This is a genomic window from Klebsiella electrica (assembly GCF_006711645.1).
In the GTDB taxonomy this organism is placed as follows: Bacteria; Pseudomonadota; Gammaproteobacteria; order Enterobacterales; family Enterobacteriaceae; genus Klebsiella; species Klebsiella electrica.
In genome coordinates this window covers 35,951-58,684 of sequence record NZ_CP041250.1, presented here as the reverse complement: position 1 = coordinate 58,684, position 22,734 = coordinate 35,951, and the positions used below count along the sequence as shown (strand labels likewise).

Annotated in this window: 27 protein-coding genes and 3 pseudogenes; 24 read left to right on the top strand and 6 right to left on the bottom strand. The window is 48.8% G+C overall.

Annotated features, from left to right (window positions below; all coding sequences use genetic code 11):
- The first annotated feature begins 243 nt into the window (after positions 1-243).
- Positions 244-1,269, top strand: a complete 1,026-nt coding sequence (locus Electrica_RS27910) for an IS110 family RNA-guided transposase (RefSeq protein WP_001101446.1) — start codon at positions 244-246, stop codon at positions 1,267-1,269.
- A 318-nt stretch (positions 1,270-1,587) separates the two neighbouring features.
- Here Electrica_RS27910 and Electrica_RS27905 read toward each other — a convergent pair whose 3' ends face one another.
- Together Electrica_RS27905 and Electrica_RS27900 are read right to left on the bottom strand one after the other, a co-directional pair.
- Entirely contained in the window at positions 1,588-2,556 is a 969-nt protein-coding gene (locus Electrica_RS27905) for an IS5 family transposase (protein ID WP_167686292.1), read from the bottom strand.
- Between the two features lie 294 nt (positions 2,557-2,850).
- Entirely contained in the window at positions 2,851-3,876 is a 1,026-nt protein-coding gene (locus tag Electrica_RS27900; protein WP_001101446.1) for an IS110 family RNA-guided transposase, read from the bottom strand.
- 352 nt (positions 3,877-4,228) lie between these two features.
- On the opposite strand from Electrica_RS27900, the gene Electrica_RS27890 reads away from it, so the two are divergent.
- Together Electrica_RS27890 and Electrica_RS27885 are read left to right on the top strand one after the other, a co-directional pair.
- Entirely contained in the window at positions 4,229-5,050 is an 822-nt protein-coding gene (locus tag Electrica_RS27890) for a DUF932 domain-containing protein (protein ID WP_004182076.1), read from the top strand.
- A 32-nt stretch (positions 5,051-5,082) separates the two neighbouring features.
- Positions 5,083-5,412, top strand: a complete 330-nt coding sequence (locus Electrica_RS27885) for a DUF5983 family protein (RefSeq protein WP_011977736.1) — start codon at positions 5,083-5,085, stop codon at positions 5,410-5,412.
- 32 nt (positions 5,413-5,444) lie between these two features.
- On the opposite strand, the gene Electrica_RS27880 is transcribed toward Electrica_RS27885, so the two are convergent.
- Positions 5,445-5,930: a transglycosylase SLT domain-containing protein gene (locus Electrica_RS27880; RefSeq protein WP_001568108.1), complete on the bottom strand. Its 486-nt coding sequence runs from the start codon at positions 5,928-5,930 to the stop codon at positions 5,445-5,447.
- Positions 5,931-6,361: 431 nt separating this feature from the next.
- Here Electrica_RS27880 and traM point away from each other — a divergent pair, with 431 nt between their 5' ends.
- The 4 genes and pseudogenes from traM to Electrica_RS27860 all read left to right on the top strand — a co-directional run.
- The gene (gene traM, locus Electrica_RS27875) at positions 6,362-6,754 is read left to right on the top strand and encodes a conjugal transfer relaxosome DNA-binding protein TraM (protein ID WP_004194114.1); all 393 of its coding nucleotides are present in this window, start codon (positions 6,362-6,364) and stop codon (positions 6,752-6,754) included.
- A 229-nt stretch (positions 6,755-6,983) separates the two neighbouring features.
- Positions 6,984-7,685 carry a hypothetical protein gene (locus Electrica_RS27870; protein ID WP_025712700.1) on the top strand — a complete coding sequence of 234 codons (702 nt, stop codon included), beginning with the start codon at positions 6,984-6,986 and terminating at the stop codon, positions 7,683-7,685.
- A gap of 85 nt (positions 7,686-7,770) precedes the next feature.
- Complete coding sequence (locus Electrica_RS27865) at positions 7,771-7,971, top strand: TraY domain-containing protein (protein WP_046664192.1); 201 nt, start codon at positions 7,771-7,773, stop codon at positions 7,969-7,971.
- 67 nt (positions 7,972-8,038) lie between these two features.
- Positions 8,039-8,209: pseudogene (locus tag Electrica_RS27860) on the top strand (type IV conjugative transfer system pilin TraA); the annotation flags it as partial.
- Between the two features lie 20 nt (positions 8,210-8,229).
- Here the strand turns inward: Electrica_RS27860 and Electrica_RS27855 are convergent.
- Positions 8,230-9,357, bottom strand: coding sequence for an ISAs1-like element ISKpn9 family transposase (locus Electrica_RS27855; protein ID WP_041204928.1), 1,128 nt, complete (start codon positions 9,355-9,357; stop codon positions 8,230-8,232).
- A gap of 126 nt (positions 9,358-9,483) precedes the next feature.
- On the opposite strand from Electrica_RS27855, the gene Electrica_RS27850 reads away from it, so the two are divergent.
- The 17 genes and pseudogenes from Electrica_RS27850 (at position 9,484) to Electrica_RS27765 (ending at position 21,684) form a co-directional block, all read left to right on the top strand.
- The gene (locus Electrica_RS27850; protein ID WP_019706001.1) at positions 9,484-10,431 is read left to right on the top strand and encodes an IS30-like element ISAs2 family transposase; all 948 of its coding nucleotides are present in this window, start codon (positions 9,484-9,486) and stop codon (positions 10,429-10,431) included.
- Between the two features lie 149 nt (positions 10,432-10,580).
- Positions 10,581-10,787: pseudogene (gene traA, locus Electrica_RS27845) on the top strand (type IV conjugative transfer system pilin TraA); the annotation flags it as partial.
- A 13-nt stretch (positions 10,788-10,800) separates the two neighbouring features.
- On the top strand, positions 10,801-11,106 hold the full coding sequence (gene traL / locus Electrica_RS27840; protein ID WP_142255986.1) for a type IV conjugative transfer system protein TraL: 306 nt from the start codon (positions 10,801-10,803) through the stop codon (positions 11,104-11,106).
- 19 nt (positions 11,107-11,125) lie between these two features.
- Complete coding sequence (gene traE, locus Electrica_RS27835) at positions 11,126-11,692, top strand: type IV conjugative transfer system protein TraE (RefSeq protein ID WP_004144423.1); 567 nt, start codon at positions 11,126-11,128, stop codon at positions 11,690-11,692.
- Positions 11,679-12,419 (top strand): type-F conjugative transfer system secretin TraK, encoded by a 741-nt coding sequence (traK, locus tag Electrica_RS27830; protein WP_048235042.1) that lies wholly within the window; start codon positions 11,679-11,681, stop codon positions 12,417-12,419. The genes traE and traK overlap by 14 nt, the downstream gene beginning before the upstream one ends.
- Positions 12,419-13,843, top strand: a complete 1,425-nt coding sequence (gene traB, locus Electrica_RS27825) for an F-type conjugal transfer pilus assembly protein TraB (RefSeq protein WP_142255985.1) — start codon at positions 12,419-12,421, stop codon at positions 13,841-13,843. The genes traK and traB overlap by 1 nt, the downstream gene beginning before the upstream one ends.
- A 73-nt stretch (positions 13,844-13,916) precedes the next feature.
- On the top strand, positions 13,917-14,501 hold the full coding sequence (gene traV, locus Electrica_RS27820) for a type IV conjugative transfer system lipoprotein TraV (protein WP_020277945.1): 585 nt from the start codon (positions 13,917-13,919) through the stop codon (positions 14,499-14,501).
- A 154-nt stretch (positions 14,502-14,655) separates the two neighbouring features.
- Entirely contained in the window at positions 14,656-15,054 is a 399-nt protein-coding gene (locus Electrica_RS29105; RefSeq protein WP_020277946.1) for a hypothetical protein, read from the top strand.
- 70 nt (positions 15,055-15,124) lie between these two features.
- Entirely contained in the window at positions 15,125-15,373 is a 249-nt protein-coding gene (locus tag Electrica_RS29100; protein WP_223175793.1) for a hypothetical protein, read from the top strand.
- A gap of 23 nt (positions 15,374-15,396) precedes the next feature.
- On the top strand, positions 15,397-15,615 hold the full coding sequence (locus tag Electrica_RS27805) for a hypothetical protein (protein WP_014386199.1): 219 nt from the start codon (positions 15,397-15,399) through the stop codon (positions 15,613-15,615).
- Positions 15,616-15,927 carry a hypothetical protein gene (locus Electrica_RS27800; RefSeq protein ID WP_142255984.1) on the top strand — a complete coding sequence of 104 codons (312 nt, stop codon included), beginning with the start codon at positions 15,616-15,618 and terminating at the stop codon, positions 15,925-15,927.
- Between the two features lie 66 nt (positions 15,928-15,993).
- Positions 15,994-16,398 (top strand): hypothetical protein, encoded by a 405-nt coding sequence (locus Electrica_RS27795; protein WP_004197817.1) that lies wholly within the window; start codon positions 15,994-15,996, stop codon positions 16,396-16,398.
- A gap of 375 nt (positions 16,399-16,773) precedes the next feature.
- The gene (locus tag Electrica_RS27785) at positions 16,774-17,172 is read left to right on the top strand and encodes a hypothetical protein (RefSeq protein ID WP_014343490.1); all 399 of its coding nucleotides are present in this window, start codon (positions 16,774-16,776) and stop codon (positions 17,170-17,172) included.
- Positions 17,173-17,243: 71 nt separating this feature from the next.
- The gene (gene traC, locus Electrica_RS27780; RefSeq protein WP_142255983.1) at positions 17,244-19,883 is read left to right on the top strand and encodes a type IV secretion system protein TraC; all 2,640 of its coding nucleotides are present in this window, start codon (positions 17,244-17,246) and stop codon (positions 19,881-19,883) included.
- Positions 19,883-20,296, top strand: a complete 414-nt coding sequence (gene trbI / locus Electrica_RS27775) for a type-F conjugative transfer system protein TrbI (protein ID WP_142255982.1) — start codon at positions 19,883-19,885, stop codon at positions 20,294-20,296. The genes traC and trbI overlap by 1 nt, the downstream gene beginning before the upstream one ends.
- Positions 20,297-20,332: 36 nt before the next feature.
- Positions 20,333-21,036 (top strand): annotated as a pseudogene (locus tag Electrica_RS27770) (IS6-like element IS26 family transposase).
- A 204-nt stretch (positions 21,037-21,240) separates the two neighbouring features.
- Complete coding sequence (locus Electrica_RS27765; RefSeq protein WP_074186234.1) at positions 21,241-21,684, top strand: winged helix-turn-helix transcriptional regulator; 444 nt, start codon at positions 21,241-21,243, stop codon at positions 21,682-21,684.
- A 190-nt stretch (positions 21,685-21,874) separates the two neighbouring features.
- Here the strand turns inward: Electrica_RS27765 and Electrica_RS27760 are convergent, their stop codons facing one another.
- Entirely contained in the window at positions 21,875-22,213 is a 339-nt protein-coding gene (locus Electrica_RS27760; RefSeq protein ID WP_023280902.1) for a hypothetical protein, read from the bottom strand.
- Positions 22,214-22,227: 14 nt separating this feature from the next.
- Positions 22,228-22,497 (bottom strand): hypothetical protein, encoded by a 270-nt coding sequence (locus Electrica_RS27755; RefSeq protein WP_023280901.1) that lies wholly within the window; start codon positions 22,495-22,497, stop codon positions 22,228-22,230.
- Between the last annotated feature and the right edge of the window lie 237 nt (positions 22,498-22,734).

Sequence of the window (22,734 nt, the reverse complement as noted above, 5' to 3'; positions counted from 1 at the left end):
GGACGTATCTGTTCTGTACTATTTCACAGTTACAGGGCGGCGATGGAGAACATCTTGCGTCATCCGACGCATCTGAGCGATAAGACATCAACACGACGCAAGTAAGATCAGCACGCTCTTATCATTAGAGCATGCCACTTGATTTCAAATACGCCCAGGCTTTGTTAATGGAATGGTCGCCTCCCATCTCTTGTGCCACAGTGGGACGATAAATCGTCACTCATTGAACGGAGCGCTGCTATCATGAACGTTAAAACTATTGGAATCGATTTGGCAAAAAACGTTTTCCAGATCCATGGGGTTGACGAGCACGGAAAACGGTTGTTCAACAAACAACTCAGACGGGCACAAATGGCCTCCTTTTTTGCCAACATCCCACCCTGTTTGATCGGCATGGAGGCCTGTGCATCTGCTCATTTCTGGGCCAATAAACTGATATCGATGGGCCATAATGTCAAACTGATGGCCCCTCAGTTCGTCAAACCCTATGTTAAAACCAATAAGCATGATGCTGCAGACGCTGAAGCTATTTGTGAAGCCGTCACTCGACCTAACATGCGGTTCGTGCCGGTCAAAACCGCTGAGCAGCAAGCCGTATTGGCACTTCACCGGAGTCGTCAGAGCTTCATCAAACAGCGAACCGCACAAGCCAATCAAATCAGGGGGTTATTGGCCGAATTTGGCATTGTCGTCCCCCGAGGTATCCAGCAGCTACAGCGACGATTACCTGAGCTCGTGGAAGATGCGGATAACCCGTTACCCGTCCTGTTTCGTACACAGCTGAGTCTACTACAGCACCACATGGCGTACCTGTTCGATGTCATCGCTACACTCGACAAGCAGATTGAGCAGTGCTATCGGCAAAATGCTCTCTGCCAGCGTATCGGCAAGATCCCTGGTATTGGCCCTGTTACCGCCAGCGCGCTGATTGCGACCATTGGTAAAGCCAACAATTTCGAGAATGGCCGACAACTGGCTGCCTGGCTCGGATTGGTTCCACGTCAGCACTCCAGTGGGGGTAAACAAGTCCTGCTCGGGATAAGCAAGCGAGGTGATACCTATTTGAGGACCTTGCTTATCCATGGTGCCAGGGCGGTATTGCAGTCGGCCAAACATAAACAGGATGCCGTATCGAGCTGGGCTAACCAGCTAATGGCGCGCCGGAATAACAACATTGCCTCGGTAGCATTGGCTAACAAGAATGCGCGGACTGTGTGGGCGCTCCTGGCCAAAGAGCGGGAGTATTGTGCACCAATAATAAGCGCTTAAGTTGCTTAATCAGTAAGACAGAAACAACACCACCGATTGCCCAGGCAAGCATGAAGTGATGGCAAGACAGGTCAGACCGCGATGGGGAAAACCCGGTTTATTCAAGGCTCCTGAAAGAGCGCTTTGTTGATAGAGGCCTCCATCAGCGTATTCCATCAGGGACAGAGGTATTTTACATCACCTCGGCAAAGTCCGGATCTATGGCTGCAATCGATGACCAGTAAAGCCACCACAACATATTTAGCTTGGCAAACAGGAGGCGACCATCTATGAATAAATCAGATTTCGGGTAAGTCTCCCCCGTAGCGGGTTGTGTTTTCAGGCAATACGCACGCTTTCAGGCATACCTGCTTTCGTCATTTTGTTCAGCGCTCGTACCAGGGCCATAGCCTCCGCAACCTGACCATCGTAGTCACGCAGCGTCAGTGCCCCCCCGAACAGCTGTTTTACCCGGTACATCGCCGTTTCCGCTATCGAGCGACGGTTGTAATCTGTTGTCCATTTCCACCGCGCATTACTCCCGGTCATTCGCTGATTAGCCACTGCACGGTTACGGTCTGCATATTCACCGGGCCAGTAACCCGCACCTTTTCGGGGAGGGATAAGCGCGCTGATTTTCTTACGCCGCAGTTCATCGTGACAGAGCCGGGTGTCGTAAGCGCCGTCTGCCGATGCTGCCCTGATTTTTCTGTGAGTCTGCCGGATAAGACCCGGGAAGGCTTCTGAGTCCGTCACATTGTTCAGCGACAGGTCTGCACAGATGATTTCATGTGTGTTGCTGTCAACGGCCAGATGCAACTTTCGCCATATACGACGGCGTTCTTTGCCGTGTTTTTTGACTTTCCATTCGCCTTCACCAAAGACCTTCAGCCCGGTGGAATCAATCACCAGATGCGCGATTTCACCCCGGGTGAACGTTTTGAAACTGACATTAACCGACTTTGCGCGCTTGCTGACACTGGTGTAATCCGGGCAGCGCAACGGAACATTCATCAGTGTAAAAATGGAATCAATAAAACCCTGTGCAGCCCGCAGGGTCAACCTGAACACGCGTTTAATGACCAGCACAGTCGTGATGGCAAGGTCAGAATAGCGCTGAGGTCTGCCTCGTGAAGAAGGTGTTGCTGACTCATACCAGGCCTGAATAGCTTTATCATCCAGCCAGAAAGTTATGGAGCCACGGTTGATGAGGGCTTTATTGTAGGTGGGCCAGTTGGTGATTTTGAACTTTTGCTTTGCCACGGAACGGTCTGCGTTGTCGGGAAGATGCGTGATCTGATCCTTCAACTCAGCAAAAGTTCGATTTATTCATAGATGGTCGCCTCCTGTTTGCCAAGCTAAATATGTTGTGGTGGCTTTACTGGTCATCGATTGCAGCCATAGATCCGGACTTTGCCGAGGTGATGTAAAATACCTCTGTCCCTGATGGAATACGCTGATGGAGGCCTCTATCAACAAAGCGCTCTTTCAGGAGCCTTGAATAAACCGGGTTTTCCCCATCGCGGTCTGACCTGTCTTGCCATCACTTCATGCTTGCCTGGGCAATCGGTGGTGTTGTTTCTGTCTTACTGATTAAGCAACTTAAGCGCTTATTATTGGTGCACAATACTCCCGCTCTTTGGCCAGGAGCGCCCACACAGTCCGCGCATTCTTGTTAGCCAATGCTACCGAGGCAATGTTGTTATTCCGGCGCGCCATTAGCTGGTTAGCCCAGCTCGATACGGCATCCTGTTTATGTTTGGCCGACTGCAATACCGCCCTGGCACCATGGATAAGCAAGGTCCTCAAATAGGTATCACCTCGCTTGCTTATCCCGAGCAGGACTTGTTTACCCCCACTGGAGTGCTGACGTGGAACCAATCCGAGCCAGGCAGCCAGTTGTCGGCCATTCTCGAAATTGTTGGCTTTACCAATGGTCGCAATCAGCGCGCTGGCGGTAACAGGGCCAATACCAGGGATCTTGCCGATACGCTGGCAGAGAGCATTTTGCCGATAGCACTGCTCAATCTGCTTGTCGAGTGTAGCGATGACATCGAACAGGTACGCCATGTGGTGCTGTAGTAGACTCAGCTGTGTACGAAACAGGACGGGTAACGGGTTATCCGCATCTTCCACGAGCTCAGGTAATCGTCGCTGTAGCTGCTGGATACCTCGGGGGACGACAATGCCAAATTCGGCCAATAACCCCCTGATTTGATTGGCTTGTGCGGTTCGCTGTTTGATGAAGCTCTGACGACTCCGGTGAAGTGCCAATACGGCTTGCTGCTCAGCGGTTTTGACCGGCACGAACCGCATGTTAGGTCGAGTGACGGCTTCACAAATAGCTTCAGCGTCTGCAGCATCATGCTTATTGGTTTTAACATAGGGTTTGACGAACTGAGGGGCCATCAGTTTGACATTATGGCCCATCGATATCAGTTTATTGGCCCAGAAATGAGCAGATGCACAGGCCTCCATGCCGATCAAACAGGGTGGGATGTTGGCAAAAAAGGAGGCCATTTGTGCCCGTCTGAGTTGTTTGTTGAACAACCGTTTTCCGTGCTCGTCAACCCCATGGATCTGGAAAACGTTTTTTGCCAAATCGATTCCAATAGTTTTAACGTTCATGATAGCAGCGCTCCGTTCAATGAGTGACGATTTATCGTCCCACTGTGGCACAAGAGATGGGAGGCGACCATTCCATTAACAAAGCCGCTGTCCAGGGGACGGCAGGGCCTTTCGCAATAAATTTTTCCCGGCCATTCCGCTGCCGCTTCATTAGGCCGAAAAAAATTTCCCGCTCACCCCCGGACATCTGCACCGGGCTGTGCTCGTTTACGCCCTTGCGGCGAACGGCTCTCAAACGGGTGAAGGTTATATCCAGGGGCAGGTTCAGCAGGTCCCCGCACAAAGTCAAAACCGCGGCCCCGGCAACTCAACGGGTGATGGTTAAAAAATTAAACAGGTGAAGGAGAATAATATGCGTTTAGCATCCCGATTTGGACTTACTCATTCCATTCGTCAGGAACGCCCACTGACTAACGATGAATTAGTCAAGGTTGTACCTTCTGTGTTTTCAGAAGAAAAGCATAATTCACGTAGTGATCGCTATACCTATATTCCAACCATTACACTGCTGGATAAATTACGTGAAGAAGGTTTCCAGCCATTTTTTGCCTGTCAGTCACGAGTAAGGGATGAGGATAAACGGGGGCATACTAAGCATATGGTAAGACTTCGCCGTGAAGGGGCCAATAAAGGAACAGAAGTACCCGAAATCATTCTTCTTAACTCGCATGATGGATCGTCCAGTTATCAAATGATCCCGGGTATGTTCCGTTTTGTATGCACAAATGGCCTTGTGTGCGGTACGTCGTTTGGTGAGATTCGTGTACCTCATAAAGGTGATATTGTGGGAAGGGTTATCGAAGGTGCTTACGAAGTTCTGGGAATTTTCGATAAAATAACTGAAGGCGTTGATGTCATGAAGTCTATTACATTAACCAAGGAAGAACAGCGTCTGTTTGGACAAGCTGCATTAACCTACCGATATGAAGATGAAAATAAATCTCCGGTCAGTATTGAACAGATAATTCATCCGCGCCGTTATGAAGATAAAAAAGATGACATCTGGACTACATATCAAAGGGTCCAGGAAAATCTGATTAAAGGCGGTTTGCCTGGCCGAACTGAAAAAGGGAAAAGAACAACAACCCGGCCAGTAAAAGCAATCGATGGTGATGTTAAACTCAATAAGGCATTGTGGTTAATTGCGGAGAAATTCCGCACTCTTAAAGGCTAATTATAAGCGCCGGGCAGCTGTCCGGCGTTTTGATGGTGGGAATACTTATGTTTGAATTTAAAGCTGTCTGTATCAGTATTTCACATATGGAAGAAGGTGATATCAGAGTTCTTCAGGTGCTTTCATCAACAACCAATTATCTAACTTGCGATAGTTACTTAGAGTGGATACATGATACACCTTATGGTTGTGTTATAAGGATGTATGATTTCAAACGCCATCTTCTGGCGCTAAAAAGAGGTGGGGTGTCAAAATTTTTACGCAAAAATCTCATACTAATGCACCGGGAGGGCGGGTATCTGCTTTTTCATTTTGATAGTGATGCCGATTATTATCCAGGTATAGATGCCGTAGATTTTTAAGAAATTCAAGCCTTCTTATATCAGAAGGTTTTTTAGTTCATGGCGATTTTCTGATCTTTAGAAGAAGTTCGTTTGCTTGCTTTGATAGCCGTGTAGTAGTAATGGATCTTCTTCGCATACTCGTAACGTCTTGCTGCCTGGCGCGGGGTCTTTTTGAAGCCTGCATTGTATGCCCCGACTGCATCCCACGAAACGCCCCACTTTTTAAACGCCTGAGCCAGATAATAGGCTCCGGTGTAGATGTTAAGACAAGCATCGCTAAGAAGATGATCCGGTTTTATTCCATATCGCGACAGTTCGTTGAAATGCTGCGAGTCAATTTGCATCAAGCCTGATCCATAACCCGTAACAGGATTACGCCCAATCGCATCAATTTTAAATCGTGATTCTTGCCATGATATAGCACGCAGGAGATCCGGATCAATTTTGTAATCCCTGCCAGCCATATCAAAGCAGTCTGCTGCCATTGATGACAATGGTATTAAAGACAGGATGATACCAAACGCTACTCCCTTCATGAATTCCCCTCCGTGCCAAATCCCGGAATAACCTTAACCCATCCAAGACCGAGACTCAACATATATGCACTCCTCACCACAAAATCACCACACCCCACGCAAAATTAAAATTTTGCAGATTGGTATTTGTAAACAGTGAGTTATGACAAAAATAATGTGCAGTACATTTATTTAATGTGTTAAAGCGATTCGCCTATGAATCTAAATAGATTCACTGGCGAATTGTATGGGATTCGTTAGAGACTATTTTTTTGTAAAACATTTATTTACAAGAGCCATGAATCTATATTAGATTCGTGGCTAAAAGGATAGTGATTCGTGGAATGAATCGTCATTTCTATCATAGTGACTCTAATAGTGAATCGCGCAACATGCGTAGTTTTAGCACTTAGAGTTTTGTGGGTTATACGAGATTATAATTGTGAGGGACTATGGCTAAGATCCAAGTTTATGTAAATGACAAAGTTGCAGAGAAAATTAATGCGATAGCAGTTCAGCGTCGTGCTGAAGGTGCGAAAGAGAAAGATATTAGCTATTCAAGTATTGCATCGATGTTGCTTGAGCTTGGTTTGCGTGTCTACGAAGCCCAGATGGAACGCAAAGAATCCGGGTTTAATCAGATGGCATTCAATAGAGCGCTGCTTGAAAGCATGGTTAAAACACAGTTTACTGTGAATAAGGTGCTGGGGATCGAATGTTTGAGTCCTCATGTTCATGGTAACCCAAGATGGGAATGGTCAGGGTTAATAGAAAACATCCGGGATGACGTTAATGCTGTGATAGAGCAATTCTTTCCAAAAGTGGATGACACTGACAATGATTAGCGTAAGGCATTGCGAAATGTAATAATGGACCGTCTAGTTTTTTATTATAAGTTGAATAAATATACTTCTTTTTTGAGAATCTTTAGAAGAATGATCTAATCTATTTTGATGACATCCAGTTAAATGGGATTTATAATTCAAGAGCAACTGAAAATTTGAGAAACATTGGTGTAGAGAGATGCAACCTCTCTACACCAACTATCCATAGAACCCTTCTAAGGAGGAACCTATGTGTGCGATGGATCGTAGTGGTGATGACAGCTTAAGTCAATCGGTTAGGGATGCTCTTCTTCACATAAAGGGGTTGTATAACACCTCACCTGTCTCTGTTTGCGTAAGAAACCAACAACGCGATGTCCTATATTCCAACACATCATTTGAACAAATGTATGACTTTTTTAAAACAGAAGGTGTAGCAGGTAGTTTCTCAGGATCATTTCATGAACTGGAGTTGATGCTTTCCCAGTTAGAACTTGATTGCATGGCGCTAGGTAAAGGTTGTGTGTTAAGTAAAATTTTTTCGTGTGGAAAATCAAATTTTCAAATTCGAATTGAGTTTATCAGTCTTTTGGATGATGATTTTTATTTTTTTTGGCAAATGAATCTTCTGATAACGGTTCCATTATCCAGCCGAAAAATGAAATTCATAAAATCAAAAGACATTCCGGATTTTGATGAGGCTATTGCAAGGATAAGTGATTTGAATATCATTCCTCTTTCATTTTATGTTCTTGGTTTTAGCTATATGGACATATCAAATTATATTTCTGTGCCTGAGAAGATTGTAAAAAAAAGGATCGATCGTGCGAAAGAGAAAGTATTGGAGGTTTATCCGTCTTTTAGAGCATTTGTAACGGATTGCTACAGGAGCAGGAAAATATATTTTTTTATTGAGAATGTTTATGAATATGTTATGTTAATAAATTGTTAAATTGATTGGGGCTGTTTAGCCCCTTTATTTCCTGTGTCTTTCTGTGTAATGATTTGTCTATAAGGTTTCTAATCGGAGAAGCAGTGTGTCAAAGCGTTATACCAGCACTGGAAATAAGAATATTGTTTCCGTTTACCTTGATGACGACACTCATGCACTTTTAGTTAGCGCAAAGAACCGTAGTGGCAGAACTAAATCAACCGAGGTCGCGATGCGTCTCAAAGATCATCTGAGGCGCTTTCCAAACTATATCTTTTCTGAACTGCGAGAGGAGGGTGAAAGTTAATATCCTAATCAAATAATACAGAAGTGATTTTCAACTAACGTATACATTCTCTTTAAAGGAAATAAATATGAATGCTGTATTAAGTGTTCAGGGCTCTGCTGTCTCTGAAAAAACCAAACCTTCTTTTATGTCCCGCGTTTTCAATAAAAAGAAAGCCCTGAAAGTCGCTAAAGTTGCGCTGCCGGTTGCTGCTGTGGCGGCGTTCTTCCCGGATGCTGCGATGGCCACCACCACGGCACAGGGCTGACGCATCAGTGTTTATACTTTGAACAACCCCATACATTCGAACAAATATTGTTCATTCAGACAGCAGAGCCTGCGCTTGTTGGCCATGCTTAGATTACGTGATTTGTTTTGCTTCAGCATGTTCAGTATCCACTGCCTGATGACCGCTAAGTTTTCCCCAGCGAAGCCCGCTCTGGCCTGAAGTTGATCCTCTCCGAACGCAATATCTAAAGTCCAGTGCAGCAGATTTTCTACCGACCAGTGCGCTCGGGTTGCCTTCAGCGCTGAGGTGGCATCCAACGCTCGGCTACTTATATAAAATCTCACGAAATCATAGCCTTTGCCATTTTCAATTCGCTCAGCCTGCACGGCTATGATCGTCTTCGCTTTCCACTGCTGGCAAACTGGCATGCTTTCATCAACCATCAGAACCCAACAACGTCGATGCTCTTTTCGCCCATGTTCTGAGTCAAATTGTTCAGTAAAGCCGTGCCCCGAAACATCGGTTTCATTCTTATCCCAATACGCTTGGAACTGTTCTTTTACTTCAGTATTGAGGCTAGGTTGGTTGTCTTTCACTGCAAGCAGGTAATCACCCGACTTTTTGAGGATGGTGTCGGCGATTTTTACCTGTGTACCCATCGCATCAATACTGACTAAACACCCTTTTAATTCAAGAAGTTGGAGTAGCTCAGGTATTGCCGTGATCTCGTTAGATTTGTCAGCGACTTTTTGCTGGCCAACACACATCCCCAGCTCAGTTGACCAGACATTGACCATATGAACAGCGTTGGCACCTCGCCCTTTAGCGGTAGCACGAAGAGCTTTACCATCAACCGCTAGTTGGCCAACCAGCTTATCATCGCCCATGATGTCGCCGATCCACGCTTGAAAAATGGATTTCAGACTGGCGGGAGGCAGAGTGGCAAAAATGCGGTTGAATGTGTCGTGTGATGGAATGCCGCCAGGCAAGCTCAACCAGCGCCGGAACCATGGCTCTCGCTCTTGAGCAAACAAGGTAATCTCGCTCCAAGTATCAAAACCGCACATCATGGCGCAGATGGCCATGAAAACAACCTCTGACAAGATATGCGAGCACTTGGCCTGATTGCGTGGGTCTGGAATTGATTCAAGGTAGTCGAGCAAAGACTTCTGGGCCATAAAAATAAACAGTTAGTTAAGCGGGAATTCAGATAATAAGTGCGACACTCATGGATGAATGGCGAGAGGTGGCCAACTGCTGATTGGTGGTACCCTTCTGCTCGCCAAAGTAAAAGCAGTATCACCATGAGCTATCAGCAGTTGACCGAGGGGCAACGATACCAGTTATCGGTGCTTCGCGCACAGGGGATGTCCATCCTTGCCACCGCACGCGCCATTGGCGTTCATCGCTCCACCCTCTACCGGGAGCTGCGTCGTAACGCCGGGCCGCAGGGCTACCAGCCAGACAATGCGCATCAGCACGCCACCCACCGACGGGCCAGTGCGGCCAAATCTCGGCTATCTGCCGATGTCATCCAGTTTGTCGAGCTGACACTCGCCTGGTGGTGGAGCCCGGAGCAGATAAGCGCGGTGGGCAAGCAGATAGGCCTCATGGTGAGTCACGAGTGGATATACCGCCATGTGGCCGCCGACAAAGCCCGGGGTGGCCAGTTGTACCGCCATCTGCGCCAGGGCCACAAGCGCTACCGCAAGGGGGCGAGCAGCCTGCGTTCTCCCATCAAGGAAGCCCGCTCTATTGATGAACGGCCGGCTATCGTCGATAGCCGGGAGCGGCTCGGTGATTGGGAGGCGGACACGGTGCTGGGCAAGCAAGGCACAGGTGCACTGGTCACCCTGGTGGAGCGCAAGAGCCGGCTCTATCTGGTCAAGCGGGTCGCGAGCAAACAGGCTGGGGTGGTGCGGGATGCGATAATCGAGATGTTAACGCCCTACATCGAGCAGGTGCATACCATCACCTTTGACAACGGCGGCGAGTTTGCCGAACACAAGGCGATAGAGGAAGCGCTGGGTGCCGAGACTTACTTTGCGCACCCTTACTCTTCGTGGGAGCGCGGTCTGAACGAGAACAGCAATGGGCTGTTGAGGCAGTTTATCCCAAAGGGAACAGACCTGAGAGAGGTCACGGACGAGGATGTCAGGAGAGCGGAGCAGTGGCTCAACCTACGACCTCGGAAATGTCTCGGATTCAGGCAGCCTGTCAAGGTATTCGAAGAGTACCGTCAGGCGGCATAGGCGAGTGTCGCACTTCGAAGTTGAATTCGCGAAGATCTCGACTATTTACAGCTTGGCAACGCAAGGTACAATTAAAATCGTACTTGGCGCCGCTCAACTGATCGATACTTGATCAACTAGCGCAAAGAATGATCATGCGTCGGCCCTGCACCACGGCAACCGACCTGATGAAGTCCGGGGATGCGACCGTTAAAGGCACGTTTGGTAAGCAGTCCAGTGTCGTCAAATGGGTGGTTCTGGCAGAAGTTGTCGCCGGCGGCATCATGTACATGATGACCAAAAACGTGAAGTTCCTGTTTGGCTTCGCGATTATTTCCACCTTTATCACCATCGGTATGTCGGTCGCCGGTTACTGACAGGAAGCACGTGATGACGGGAGACGAATTAAAGCGATACCGTTTCCCGGAAACACTGACTAACCAGTCCCGCTGGTTTGGCTTATATCTCGATGAACTTATCCCGTCCGTGATTTGTCTCGGCTGGGGTTTCTGGACCAGCAAGTTCATTTTTGGCATAGCTTCAGCGGTACTGGTTTTCTGGGGTATCAAGAAACTGAAAAAAGGGCGGGGCAGTTCCTGGCTACGCGACCTGATTTACTGGTATCTGCCAACCTCCCTTCTTAAAGGTTTCTTTCATGATGTTCCGGACTCCTGTTTCCGGCAGTGGATTAAATAAATCAACGGGGAAATAACATATGGAACATGGTGCCAGACAAAATACCACCCGCGTTATCGCTGTGGGATTTATCAGTCTGGGGACACTCCTGACCCTCAGTCTTGCGACCAATATTATCCAGGGCATAAATAATTACCGTCTGCAGACGGAACAGAAAGTGGCGGTGACACCGATGTTATTCCGTGCACCCTTTGCGGTGTCTCAGAACCAGGCTGACGCCTCTTATATTGAGCAGCTGGGCCTGTCCTTTGTTGCCCTGCGTCTGAATGTCACGCCGGAAACGGTTGATGCCCAGCATCAGCAGCTTCTCCGGTATGTATTACCCGCCTCGCAGAACAGCCTCAAGGTCCAGCTGGCTGAAGATGCGAAACGCATTAAAGACAATAACGTTAATTCCACCTTTTATATGACGTCGATGCGTGCCTGGCCGGCAGAGAACCGCGTGGATATCCGGGGTGAGCTGAAAACGTGGATTGGGGATTCCAAACCCTACAGTGAAATTAAAAGCTATGTCATTCAGTTCAGTCGTGTCGATGGTGTCAGCTGGCTGGCGCGTTTTGGAGAAATAAATAATGAAAAAAATTAACCCGTTATTTATTTCAGGCTGTCTGCTGTTGGTCGCCCCCGCGATGTCCGCGACCCTTAGCGGTACGCTGGCGCCGACAGTGGTCCCCCTCACCAATGGTGGTCAGGCAAATATTGCCGTGAGTAACACCGACCCGAATCTGTTCACAGTACCTGGAGATCGCATCACGGCGATAAACAGCCTGGACGGTGGCCTGACAAACCAGGAGCAGACCGACAGCGGCGGTGCCATTCTGGCGACCGTCAGTAAAAAACCATTCACCTTCATTGTGGAAACCGAACGCGGGCTGAACTTCTCCATTCGTGCCGTGCCCCGTGCGGGCTCAGGCCGGACAATTCAGCTGGTCAGCGAGCTGGCGGGTACCCCCGGTCCGGCAAAAGCCTGGGAAGAGTCGAACCCCTATGAATCGTTACTGGTTTCGCTGAATCGCGCCGTGCGTCAGGGCAGCGTACCCGATGAGTATCAGTCTGTCCCCGTCACTTCTGAAGTGCTGCAGGTGCCGGCTGGTCTGCGCGCCACTGCCGACAGGGTCTGGGTCGGCCACCACCTGAAAGTCGTCCGTTACAGTCTGGACAATGTCTCCCTGTCGGCCCGTATGGTGCGTGAAAGCGATTTCTGGCAGCCCGGAACACGTGCCGTCATGTTCAGTACCCCGGCGGGCCTGCAGACTGCCGGTGGTCGCATGCAGATCTGGGTCACGACGTCAGATGAAGGAGTGAAGCGCTGATGGCCAACTTCAACACGCTGATCAAACGTAAGCAATATATCTGGCTGGGACTCATTCTGGCGGGCGGCGCGGCAGCAGTCGGAGGCGGGCTGTATCTGTCAGATCTGAACATGAGCTCTGATGAGGAAGCCCCGGCTCAGGGCGAACCCGCACCGGATATGACCGGGGTGGTCGACAGCAGCTTCAACAGTAAGGTGGAGCAGCACGCGACAACAGAAATGCAGGCGACTGCCGCTGATCTCAACAAGCGTTTTGACTCCCTGCAGGGGGAAGTGGACCTACTGAGTAAGGCGCGAACCGCTGACCAGATACGTATCGACAAGCTCAGCAGTGATAATGAAGCCATGCAGACTCAGCTGAAGGCGCTGGGCGTGAAACCGGCTGTCTCTGGTGGCGAGCCCGCGCCGACTCCTCCGTCACCGGCACCCGGTCCGGAAGGGGAGCCGCAGCCAGCCAGTTATCCGCCGCAAACCGGCGCCGCGGTACCGCCTCCGACGGCATTCTATCCGGGGAATGGTATGACACCGCCGCCGCAGGTCAGCTACCAGTCTGTACCGGTACCAAACCAGATACAGCGTAAAACGTTCAGTTACGACAAAGGAAAAAAAACGAAGTCATTGCCGTACATTCCGTCGGGGAGCTTTGCAAAAAGCATGCTTATCGAGGGGGCAGATGCCAACGCGTCTGTTACCGGGAATGAATCAACTGTACCGATGCAGTTGCGTATCACCGGTCGCGTGGAAATGCCAAACAGCAAAACCTACGACCTGACAGGGTGTTTTGTGGGCCTTGAAGCCTGGGGCGATGTCTCCAGCGAACGCGCCATCGTCCGTACCCGCAATATCAGCTGTATCAAAGGTGATAAAACCATCGATCAGCCCATTAACGGCCACGTTTCCTTTATGGGGAAAAACGGGGTTAAGGGAGAGGTGGTGATGCGTAACGGAAAAATCCTCGGCTGGGCATGGGGGGCCGGTTTTGTTGACGGGATTGGTCAGGGCATGGAACGGGCTTCACAGCCGGCTGTTGGCCTGGGGGCAACCGCATCTGTTGGCGCCGGTGACGTTCTGAAAATGGGGGTCGGCGGTGGTGCATCTAAAGCTGCGCAGACGCTGAGCGAGTACTACATCAAAAGGGCCGAGCAGTATCACCCGGTCATTCCGATTGGTGCCGGCAACGAAGTGACCGTCGTGTTCCAGGATGGATTCCAGCTGAAAACGATTGAAGAACTGGAAGCGGAAAAGAACGGGCAACAGCAGGCTCAGAATCAGGAGGCGGAGCCGGCACAGCAGGCTGATGCACATCATCAGTCAGGCGGCGGTATGAACGGATTCAATACTGACGAGATGCTGAAGAAGCTGGGCAAACTTGATCCGCGTGAGTTCTCTCCGGGCGCAGCGCCGCAGGGGGAAAATAATGGCTAGTTCGGGCGATTAAGGAAAATACCCAGCTCAGGATGAACCTGAAAAAAAAAACCGATAAATAGCGAGAAATATTATGAAGGAATTAATGCTGTTAATTCCTCTGGGCAGCGCTTTGCTCTTAACCGGGTGCGCGGGCACAGAGACTGAATTTCAATGTAATGCCACGACGTCGGATACCTGTATGACGATGGAGCAGGCAAATGAAAAAGCGAAGCTGAAGGAGGAACGCAGTGATGCAAAGCCGGCTGCGGCCGGGTTGCCACAACTGGCTGAGGGTAATTTCAGAACCACGTCAGTTAATTCGTACCCGTTGCCGCCTCAACCCAACCTGAACCGGGCCAGAGTGGCAGCGGAGAGAGAACGAGCACGTGCAGTGTACCTAAATAATCCAACGGCAAAGAATGAGGCAATATATTTCGAAACCGAGAAAAGGCTCCAGTCTTTGCCGGTAGTGAAAATGTCTTTACCAGTAGTGGCGTCAACGTTTACGTCACCGTCAACACCGCCAGGTAATTATCCCCGGCCATTAAGAAAAGGGGAGGAGACAACGTCATTGTGGATAGCGCCGTATGTGGATTCAGATGATGTATATCACCAGCCAGCAACGGTTCTTTTTGTCGTAAAACCATCGGCGTGGGGACAGCCTCGCCTTAATTGATTCACAGCGCCATTACTGGCGCTGCAGTAAGTTTTCATTTCTGAATTATAACGAGTGCCCTCTGCGTTGAAAGGGATGGGCGGTAGCGTGCTCAGACGAAGATATTACGCTCATGTATCTTTATGTAAGGGTTATTTAAAAGGGGGGGTTGAAAATGATTAATTATTTAACATTCTCTTATAGACTTGTTCGGGCTGACTCATTTTATATATTTTATTTTTTTCTCGCTATTGGCATGGGAGTGATAGTTGGATCTTTTGCATCAAGGGCGTTTGAGAGAAGGGGGTTACGTGGTTGCATGTTCTCTGGGGTTTTAATTCTTCATGTTATAACCGCTCTTGTTATTTTGTCACCAGAGGATACTTATAAAGATATGGTTTTTAGAAAAAATAATACAATGTATACGTTAACAAACTGCAAGGTGTCAGCTTTCGATGCTCAACAAGGATTTAATGGTCGCAAAGACGCCTGGTCATGTCCTGATGGAATAACCCGCTACCTTCCCGTTAAGTACAGGCCAGAGGGAAGTTCATCTGAATATAAAATGCAATGATGTTTTTAACTGAAAGCAAAGGCTGGTTATGAGTGAATTATTCAAATGTACGATGGCTGTGGTGTTTTAATTGACATATTATAGCCTGTTTTTTTCTACTGACAGTAATACAGTGCCCGAAGTTCTATCTCATCACTGGAAAAATGACTGCCGGTTGCTTGAGACTAATATTGATAAAGGGTTTTTCTCTCCAGCGCAAAATCGACTTCAGTGTAGTGATGTTATTGAAAATGTAAGCAAGTCTGATTATGACAGAGCGATAAGTGGCAATAGGCAAACAACTATCGCAGAGGCAATGAAAGAAATATTCATTCGTTAATATATAAACAGAGGCAATAAAGTATGCATGCCTTTATTTTTCTGGTGCTGATGACGCCGAGTAGTGGCGGTGGGATTTGGGATATTACTCCCATGCCTAATACAGATGTCTGCATAAAAATGCTACGGGTACTCGAAGCACGTGGAGGCAGAGGTTACGGAAGTAATACAGGAGAGTGCATTGAAATTAAAACACGCGAGCCTTTGAGCAGCGTGATAGAAACATTGAGTGAGGGTGGGTAAATGGCTGAATACCAGTTAAGTTTTGATGGTTTTGTTCGACTTTTTTTTGCAATGGCAATCATTATCTGCGGTTACGGCTATGTAATTATTGGTGTTTTTATAAGAGATACGCTTGCCTGTATTTTAATGTTGTTTGGGCTTACAGGTCTCAGTGCTTTATTTTCTTTTATGGTGTTTAAGGATAAAAACATATGGGCGGACTTTCCTGATTTGACGCTGTCAGTAATAACTGGATTTTTTACAGCCACAGTGATCTTTTATATGTTTTATGTCTTGATTTATTACTTTGATCGGATAGGGGCAGGTGAATAGTAAGACCGATGGTCAGTATTAACAATCTCACGTTATTTGAAAGTATGCAGCATAAGGAATAAGAAAGTGAAAGCGTACTATATACTTGGACATAACGTTGCATGGCTTAACGGTATATGCCTGATTCTTTTTGTTATTGGTGTGGTCGGTGCGCTGGCAATGGTTGCCATCCCTGAAAAATTCAATCTTCGAGTTAACAGAGGCGATACATTCATATACTGTGCGCTTATAGCGGTGGTTGGGTTTTCCGGGATGTTCGTTATCTCCATTCACTCATTTTCGATGGATGAACTTGAAGCAGGTAGACACTGGAAAGATGACTGCCGGACACTTGAGGTAAACATGCCGACAGGCGCTTTTACCAGCCCTGTTAATAAACTGGACTGTGATGGCATCATTATTAATGTGCCTGGTGGGCAGTATTATTCCTATATCCATCAGTGGGAATTATATAAAGCTAACTCAAAATGAAATGCTGATTAACAAACTGGATTGACCGGTAGGGATGGAGCAATGGAAAGACAGCAAGAAATTGGCCAGCAATTTGGTTTTTTGATAGTTCTTCTTTTAATTGTGTTAACTGGGTATTTTTTGTGCAGTATATTGAAGATTCTCGCGATATGCAGCCCGCTACTCCAGAACAACTGCAAAGTATTATTCATTAGACACCTTGTGCAGGTGAGGCGTTACGTTTAGCAATTCAAACTAACACAGGCACTTCGTCAGAGCCATTAACTTTCGGTGACGCAAAAAAGATGGCATCAGAATGCAAGTATAAAGAAGAGATTAAAGCAGTACGTGAAAAAAAACTTAACGCACTGAACGCTATGAGCAAATAATCAGGGGATGGATATGATGCTGTTTCTTCGAAAGTACGGATTTTTGTTTATACCTCCAGTCTACTGGCTCATCTATCTGGGAGCCAGACTGACTTACAATGGACTGGCAGGAGAGTTTTCTCCTGATTTCTTTCAGGGTATTCGACATGAAGGCGTCTATATTATCTGTAGTTTGTGTGTATTTTATTTTTTCTGCTTAGAGGTGGAAGTTGGTGATGGGGAGTTCTCAGCGAACATTCTGTTCCTGATTGTTTTCTTTCATGTGGTTTTATTATTTATCACTCTGCTTATTTGTTTGTGGCAAGGGGAGGTGTTGTTGGATTCGATCTTTATGGGTCAGATTATTGCCTCCATGTGTTTATTGTTTTTTATTCCAGTGCTTTCCATTATAAGAAGGAGTTTCTAGTGCGGATATGAATATTCTTCTTGCCATTTATTACCCTTGTTATTTTGAAATGCTCTTAAAGGAACGCCCGCATGAGTAATAACATCATCGATGCCGTCACCCAGGCTGTGAATTCACTGGTATCAGCACTGAAGCTGCCCGACGAATCCGCGAAAGCCAATGACACGCTGGGCAGCATGAATTTCCCCCAGTTCAGCCGTATTTTGCCCTATAAGGATTATGATTCCGCGACCGGGCTGTTTATTAATAACAAAACCATCGGTTTTATGTTTGAGGCGCGTCCTTTACCCGGTGCGGATAAAAGTATCGTCGCCACACTGGAGCATTTACTGCGCAGCAAACTTCCCCGGGGCGTCCCGGTCAGTTTTCATCTGGTCTCCAGCAAACTGGTCGGCAATGATATCGACTACGGTCTGCGTGAATTCCGCTGGAGTGGTAAACAGGCTAAAAAGTTTAACGCCATTACCCGCGCCTACTATCTCCGGGCGGCGGAAACACAATTTCCCCTGCCGGACAATCTGGATTTACCCCTGACGCTGCGTAACTACCGCGTGTACATCTCCTGCTGCGTGCCCCGGAAGAAGAACTCCGCCACGCAAATTGTGGAGATGGAGAACCAGATAAAAATCCTGCGGGCGTCACTGGGCGGGGCTTACATTCCGACGCGTATCCTTGATGCGGCCGGGCTGGTCGAACTGATGCGTGAGCTGATTAACCCGGACCCGCACGAGATGTACCGCGTACCGTATAAGCTGGACCCCTATCAGGATCTGAACTATCAGTGTGTCGATGACAGCTTTGATATGAAGGTCACGGCCGGTCATCTGAAAATTGGCCGCCTGGGGCGAGACGGGAAAGAGTGCGTGACCCGGGTGACGAGCTACCATCTGGAGAAAGATCCGGAAATGGCCTTCCTCTGGTCCAATGCGGACAACTACGCCAACCTGCTGAACCCGGAGCTCTCCATCTCCTGCCCCTTTGTCATCACGCTGACGCTGATGGTGGAGGACCAGGTGAAGACCCAGAACGAAGCCAACCTGAAATTCATGGACGTGGAGAAGAAAAGCAAAACCTCCTACGCGAAGTACTTTCCGAACGTGATAAAGGAAATGCAGGAGTGGGGCGATATCCGCCAGCGACTGGCGACCAACCAGACCTCCCTGGTGTCCTACTTCTTTAATATCACCACGTATACCGCCGATAACGCAGAGGCCTCTCTCGCTACCGAGCAGCAGGTGCTCAACAGTTACCGTAAGGGTGGCTTCCAGCTTATCCCGGCCCGCTACCATCACCTGCGTAATTTTCTGGCCATGATGCCGTTCAAATGCGGCGAAGGCCTGTTCAAAGAGCTGCAGGCGGCAGGCGTGGTGAAGCGGGCGGAGACGTTCCAGGTGGCTAACCTCCTGCCGATCGTCGCTGACAGCCCGCTGGCGCCGGCGGGACTCCTGGCCCCCACCTACCGAAATCAGCTGGCGTTCATCGACCTGTTCTACGAGGGAATGAACAATACCAATTTCAACATGGCGGTCTGCGGCACCTCCGGGGCGGGTAAAACCGGTCTGATTCAGCCCCTCATTCGCAGTGTGCTCGACTCCGGCGGGTTTGCCTGGGTGTTCGACATGGGGGATGGCTATAAGTCCCTGTGTGAAAACATGGGGGGCGTATACCTCGATGGCGATACCCTCAAGTTTAACCCGTTCGCCAACGTGCTGGATGATGCTCACTTCGACATGTCAGCAGAACGTATACGCGATCAGATGTCGGTGATGGCCAGTCCGAACGGCAACCTCGATGAAGTCCATGAAGGCCTGCTTCTGCAGGCAGTTCAGGCGGCCTGGTTAAGCAAGCGTAATCATGCACGCGTTGATGACGTAGTTCAGTTTTTACAGGACGCGAAGGACAGCGATGAATATGCTGATTCCCCGACAATCCGGGGCCGTCTGGACGAGATGATAATCCTGCTCGATCAGTACACGGTGAATGGGATCTACGGGGACTATTTCAACTCAGATAAACCAACACTTCACGATGACGCCCGGATGGTGGTACTGGAGCTCGGTGGCCTGGAGTCGCGGCCCTCTCTGCTTATCGCGGTGATGTTCTCATTGATTATTTACATCGAGAACAGGATGTATCAGTCACCGCGTGGCCTGAAAAAACTGAACGTCATCGATGAGGGCTGGAAGCTCCTTGATTTCAAAAATGAAAAAGTGGGTCAGTTCATCGAGAAAGGCTACCGTACCGCGCGTCGACATACCGGCGCATACATCACCATCACGCAAAATATCGTGGACTTCGACTCCCCGACCGCCTCCAGCGCTGCACGCGCTGCCTGGGGGAACTCATCGTACAAGGCCATTCTGAAACAGTCAGCGAAGGAATTTGCCAAGTATAACCAGCTGTACCCGGATCAGTTCAGCAAGCTGGAGAAAGACATGATTAACGGCTTCGGTTCGGCCAAAGAGCAGTGGTTCTCCTCTTTTATGCTGCAGGTGGAAGCGAACTGCTCCTGGCACCGCCTGTTCGTCGACCCGCTCAGCCGGGCGATGTACTCCTCGAAAGGCCCGGATTTTGAGTACATGAAAGCACGCCGGCAGGAGGGGGTCGATATCCACGATGCGGTGTACGGCCTCGCGTGTCGCAACTTTAAAGACGAAATGGCTGAGCTTGAATCCCGAATACCGGTGAATGACATGGAGGATAAACAGTGATGAAAAACAACACCGAACAACCGGTCAGTACGACCTCTCTTACCTTTCGCCGGATACCTGTCATCGTTGCTCTCGTGCTTTTCGCCCTGGCAACCAGCGCGTTTCTCTCACGCGTGGTTCTGGACTACTCCACGCCGCGGGTGGTGGCTTTTGATATGAAGAAAACGCTCGACAGCTTTATGGACAGTGTGAGTCAGAAGCAGCTGACAGAGGCGCAGTCCAAAGCGCTCTCTGATCGGTTTAACGACGCGCTGGAGAAGAGTCTGGCGGAGTATCAGCAGCAGCATCATGTGGTCATTCTGGTTTCACCTGCCGTGGTTCAGGGCGCGCCTGATGTGACCCGCAACATCCAGCACGACATTGCCCGCCGGATGAAAGGAGAAGAGGGCACTGTTGCAAATAGTCGGTGGTGATAAACTTATCATCCCCTTTTGCTGATGGAGCTGCACATGAACCCATTCAAAGGCCGGCATTTTCAGCGTGACATCATTCTGTGGGCCGTACGCTGGTACTGCAAATACGGCATCAGTTACCGTGAGCTGCAGGAGATGCTGGCTGAACGCGGAGTGAATGTCGATCACTCCACGATTTACCGCTGGGTTCAGCGTTATGCGCCTGAAATGGAAAAACGGCTGCGCTGGTACTGGCGTAACCCTTCCGATCTTTGCCCGTGGCACATGGATGAAACCTACGTGAAGGTCAATGGCCGCTGGGCGTATCTGTACCGGGCCGTCGACAGCCGGGGCCGCACTGTCGATTTTTATCTCTCCTCCCGTCGTAACAGCAAAGCTGCATACCGGTTTCTGGGTAAAATCCTCAACAACGTGAAGAAGTGGCAGATCCCGCGATTCATCAACACGGATAAAGCGCCCGCCTATGGTCGCGCGCTTGCTCTGCTCAAACGCGAAGGCCGGTGCCCGTCTGACGTTGAACACCGACAGATTAAGTACCGGAACAACGTGATTGAATGCGATCATGGCAAACTGAAACGGATAATCGGCGCCACGCTGGGATTTAAATCCATGAAGACGGCTTACGCCACCATCAAAGGTATTGAGGTGATGCGTGCATTACGCAAAGGCCAGGCCTCAGCATTTATTATGGTGATCCCCTGGGCGAAATGCGCCTGGTAAGCAGAGTTTTTGAAATGTAAGGCCTTTGAATAAGACAAAAGGCTGCCTCATCGCTAACTTTGCAACAGTGCCTTCCAAAGACTGTTGCATCTCAGTACCCCATAGTAACTTTTGAAGGTTCTCATTTTGAACTATCATGGTATTTCCGCAAGACGGCACTTTTTTGATACTGAGTTACAGAGAGATAACTAATGGAGAACATTCCTGAAGATGGACAGACCATGATGCCAGATGAGGTCAATGGCCGACCTGTTCTACATACGCCCAGAGGCCCGGTACTGACGCCTTGTGCTCCCGGAAGTGTATTAGCCCGACTGGGAGACAAGTGGACAATTTTGGTTATTTCGTTCTTATCTCTCTATCCCGATACACCGATGCGTTTCGGGGTGCTTCGACGGGGCATCCCGGACATCTCGCAACGCATGCTGACGTTAACGTTGCGTAACCTTGAACGGGATGGTCTAGTTTCGCGCCACTACTACCCTGAACTGCCGCCTCGTGTCGAATACGAGTTGACTGAACGAGGGTGCTCCATGCTGGAGCCACTTGCTGGTTTTACCCGTTGGATTCGCGACACATGGCAGGATATAGAAGCTTCACGACGCGCCTATGATGAAGCTGAACACAGATCTAACGAAGTTGAAGGGAAAACATTCAGACAGGAATAAAGGGAATGCTAAAAAATTATATTGATGTCTATGAATCACACAATTTAAACAATGGGTTATGTCGCTATCGTACGTTTTCGTTCCATTGGCCCTCAAACCCCACAACCGCCTTGGCGGTTATTGGGGATGATAAAAGCACAAATGTGAACCCCACAGCCATCGCAGGGGGAGTCGTCACATGCTTCGATCTTTATGGGCGGGAGATCTGGACGAGATAGAGAAGTGATAACCAGTCCTGACGTGTGCTGGCAAAAATGTCGAGAATCGCCTCGTCAGTCTGTTGGTTATAGCGGAAAAGACAGATGTATTTCCCGGTTGGATCTAACCAGCGGCGCAACTTTACGCCGTTGGCCAGCGCGTTTTGTTCAAACGGATATTGAAGGGGATTAGCCTCAATATCGACGATAGCTTGTTCCAACAAATCAGTCGCAAAATCGCGAGCATCATCGTCTGACATTGTTACCGCTTTATAGGACTCAATTACTGATAAAGTTTGTTCTGTTACTTGGGTGGTGATTGCTACCGTCATTTATGGGCCTCATATTATTTATGCCGCTCTGCTCGCCTCCGTGCTAATAGCTCACGGGCGGTTTCGTGGCGGCCGTTCTCAAAATCATGCTGAGACAGGCTAACCAGTTTCAGCATGGCGTTTACTTGCTGCTGCTGGTGGCGTTCAACCAGTTCCGCTTCACGTTCTTCTGCGGTCTGAATAAACAGCTCAGCTGCACCATTTTTTGTCACATACACACCGCCTCTGAAGTTCTGAGGGGTGCCAAGCATCTCCCGAGCAGACTTCTGCGAAATGGTAGTCATGTAGAAAACCTCACTTAATAGGTGTGGCTACACGGATGAAAGCGTCCGCTAGTCACTGGCTCCTTTCTTGTCAGCTTTCCAGGATGGAAGCCGTACGTGCTTTCAAGGTACAGAATATCCAAAAATTCACTCGAGATCAATATTTGTCATAAATTTTACCACCCCCTCAACCCTTCCGCGTCAGAGCGTCGACGCAGGCGCGCATATCGGTGGGCTCCGTGACTAACCAGAGGTGGC

Excerpts from the sequence above, each read along its gene's own strand:
- Electrica_RS27910 (WP_001101446.1), top strand. The coding sequence starts at position 244 with ATGAACGTTAAAACTATTGGAATCGATTTGGCAAAAAACGTTTTCCAG.
- Electrica_RS27900 (WP_001101446.1), bottom strand. The coding sequence starts at position 3,876 with ATGAACGTTAAAACTATTGGAATCGATTTGGCAAAAAACGTTTTCCAG.
- Electrica_RS27890 (WP_004182076.1), top strand. The coding sequence starts at position 4,229 with ATGCGTTTAGCATCCCGATTTGGACTTACTCATTCCATTCGTCAGGAA.
- Electrica_RS27885 (WP_011977736.1), top strand. The coding sequence starts at position 5,083 with ATGGTGGGAATACTTATGTTTGAATTTAAAGCTGTCTGTATCAGTATT.
- Electrica_RS27880 (WP_001568108.1), bottom strand. The coding sequence starts at position 5,930 with ATGAAGGGAGTAGCGTTTGGTATCATCCTGTCTTTAATACCATTGTCA.
- traM (WP_004194114.1), top strand. The coding sequence starts at position 6,362 with ATGGCTAAGATCCAAGTTTATGTAAATGACAAAGTTGCAGAGAAAATT.
- Electrica_RS27870 (WP_025712700.1), top strand. The coding sequence starts at position 6,984 with ATGTGTGCGATGGATCGTAGTGGTGATGACAGCTTAAGTCAATCGGTT.
- Electrica_RS27855 (WP_041204928.1), bottom strand. The coding sequence starts at position 9,357 with ATGGCCCAGAAGTCTTTGCTCGACTACCTTGAATCAATTCCAGACCCA.
- Electrica_RS27850 (WP_019706001.1), top strand. The coding sequence starts at position 9,484 with ATGAGCTATCAGCAGTTGACCGAGGGGCAACGATACCAGTTATCGGTG.
- traL (WP_142255986.1), top strand. The coding sequence starts at position 10,801 with ATGACGGGAGACGAATTAAAGCGATACCGTTTCCCGGAAACACTGACT.
- traE (WP_004144423.1), top strand. The coding sequence starts at position 11,126 with ATGGAACATGGTGCCAGACAAAATACCACCCGCGTTATCGCTGTGGGA.
- traK (WP_048235042.1), top strand. The coding sequence starts at position 11,679 with ATGAAAAAAATTAACCCGTTATTTATTTCAGGCTGTCTGCTGTTGGTC.
- traB (WP_142255985.1), top strand. The coding sequence starts at position 12,419 with ATGGCCAACTTCAACACGCTGATCAAACGTAAGCAATATATCTGGCTG.
- traV (WP_020277945.1), top strand. The coding sequence starts at position 13,917 with ATGAAGGAATTAATGCTGTTAATTCCTCTGGGCAGCGCTTTGCTCTTA.
- Electrica_RS29105 (WP_020277946.1), top strand. The coding sequence starts at position 14,656 with ATGATTAATTATTTAACATTCTCTTATAGACTTGTTCGGGCTGACTCA.
- Electrica_RS27805 (WP_014386199.1), top strand. The coding sequence starts at position 15,397 with ATGCATGCCTTTATTTTTCTGGTGCTGATGACGCCGAGTAGTGGCGGT.
- Electrica_RS27800 (WP_142255984.1), top strand. The coding sequence starts at position 15,616 with ATGGCTGAATACCAGTTAAGTTTTGATGGTTTTGTTCGACTTTTTTTT.
- Electrica_RS27785 (WP_014343490.1), top strand. The coding sequence starts at position 16,774 with ATGGATATGATGCTGTTTCTTCGAAAGTACGGATTTTTGTTTATACCT.
- traC (WP_142255983.1), top strand. The coding sequence starts at position 17,244 with ATGAGTAATAACATCATCGATGCCGTCACCCAGGCTGTGAATTCACTG.
- trbI (WP_142255982.1), top strand. The coding sequence starts at position 19,883 with ATGAAAAACAACACCGAACAACCGGTCAGTACGACCTCTCTTACCTTT.
- Electrica_RS27765 (WP_074186234.1), top strand. The coding sequence starts at position 21,241 with ATGCCAGATGAGGTCAATGGCCGACCTGTTCTACATACGCCCAGAGGC.
- Electrica_RS27760 (WP_023280902.1), bottom strand. The coding sequence starts at position 22,213 with ATGACGGTAGCAATCACCACCCAAGTAACAGAACAAACTTTATCAGTA.
- Electrica_RS27755 (WP_023280901.1), bottom strand. The coding sequence starts at position 22,497 with ATGACTACCATTTCGCAGAAGTCTGCTCGGGAGATGCTTGGCACCCCT.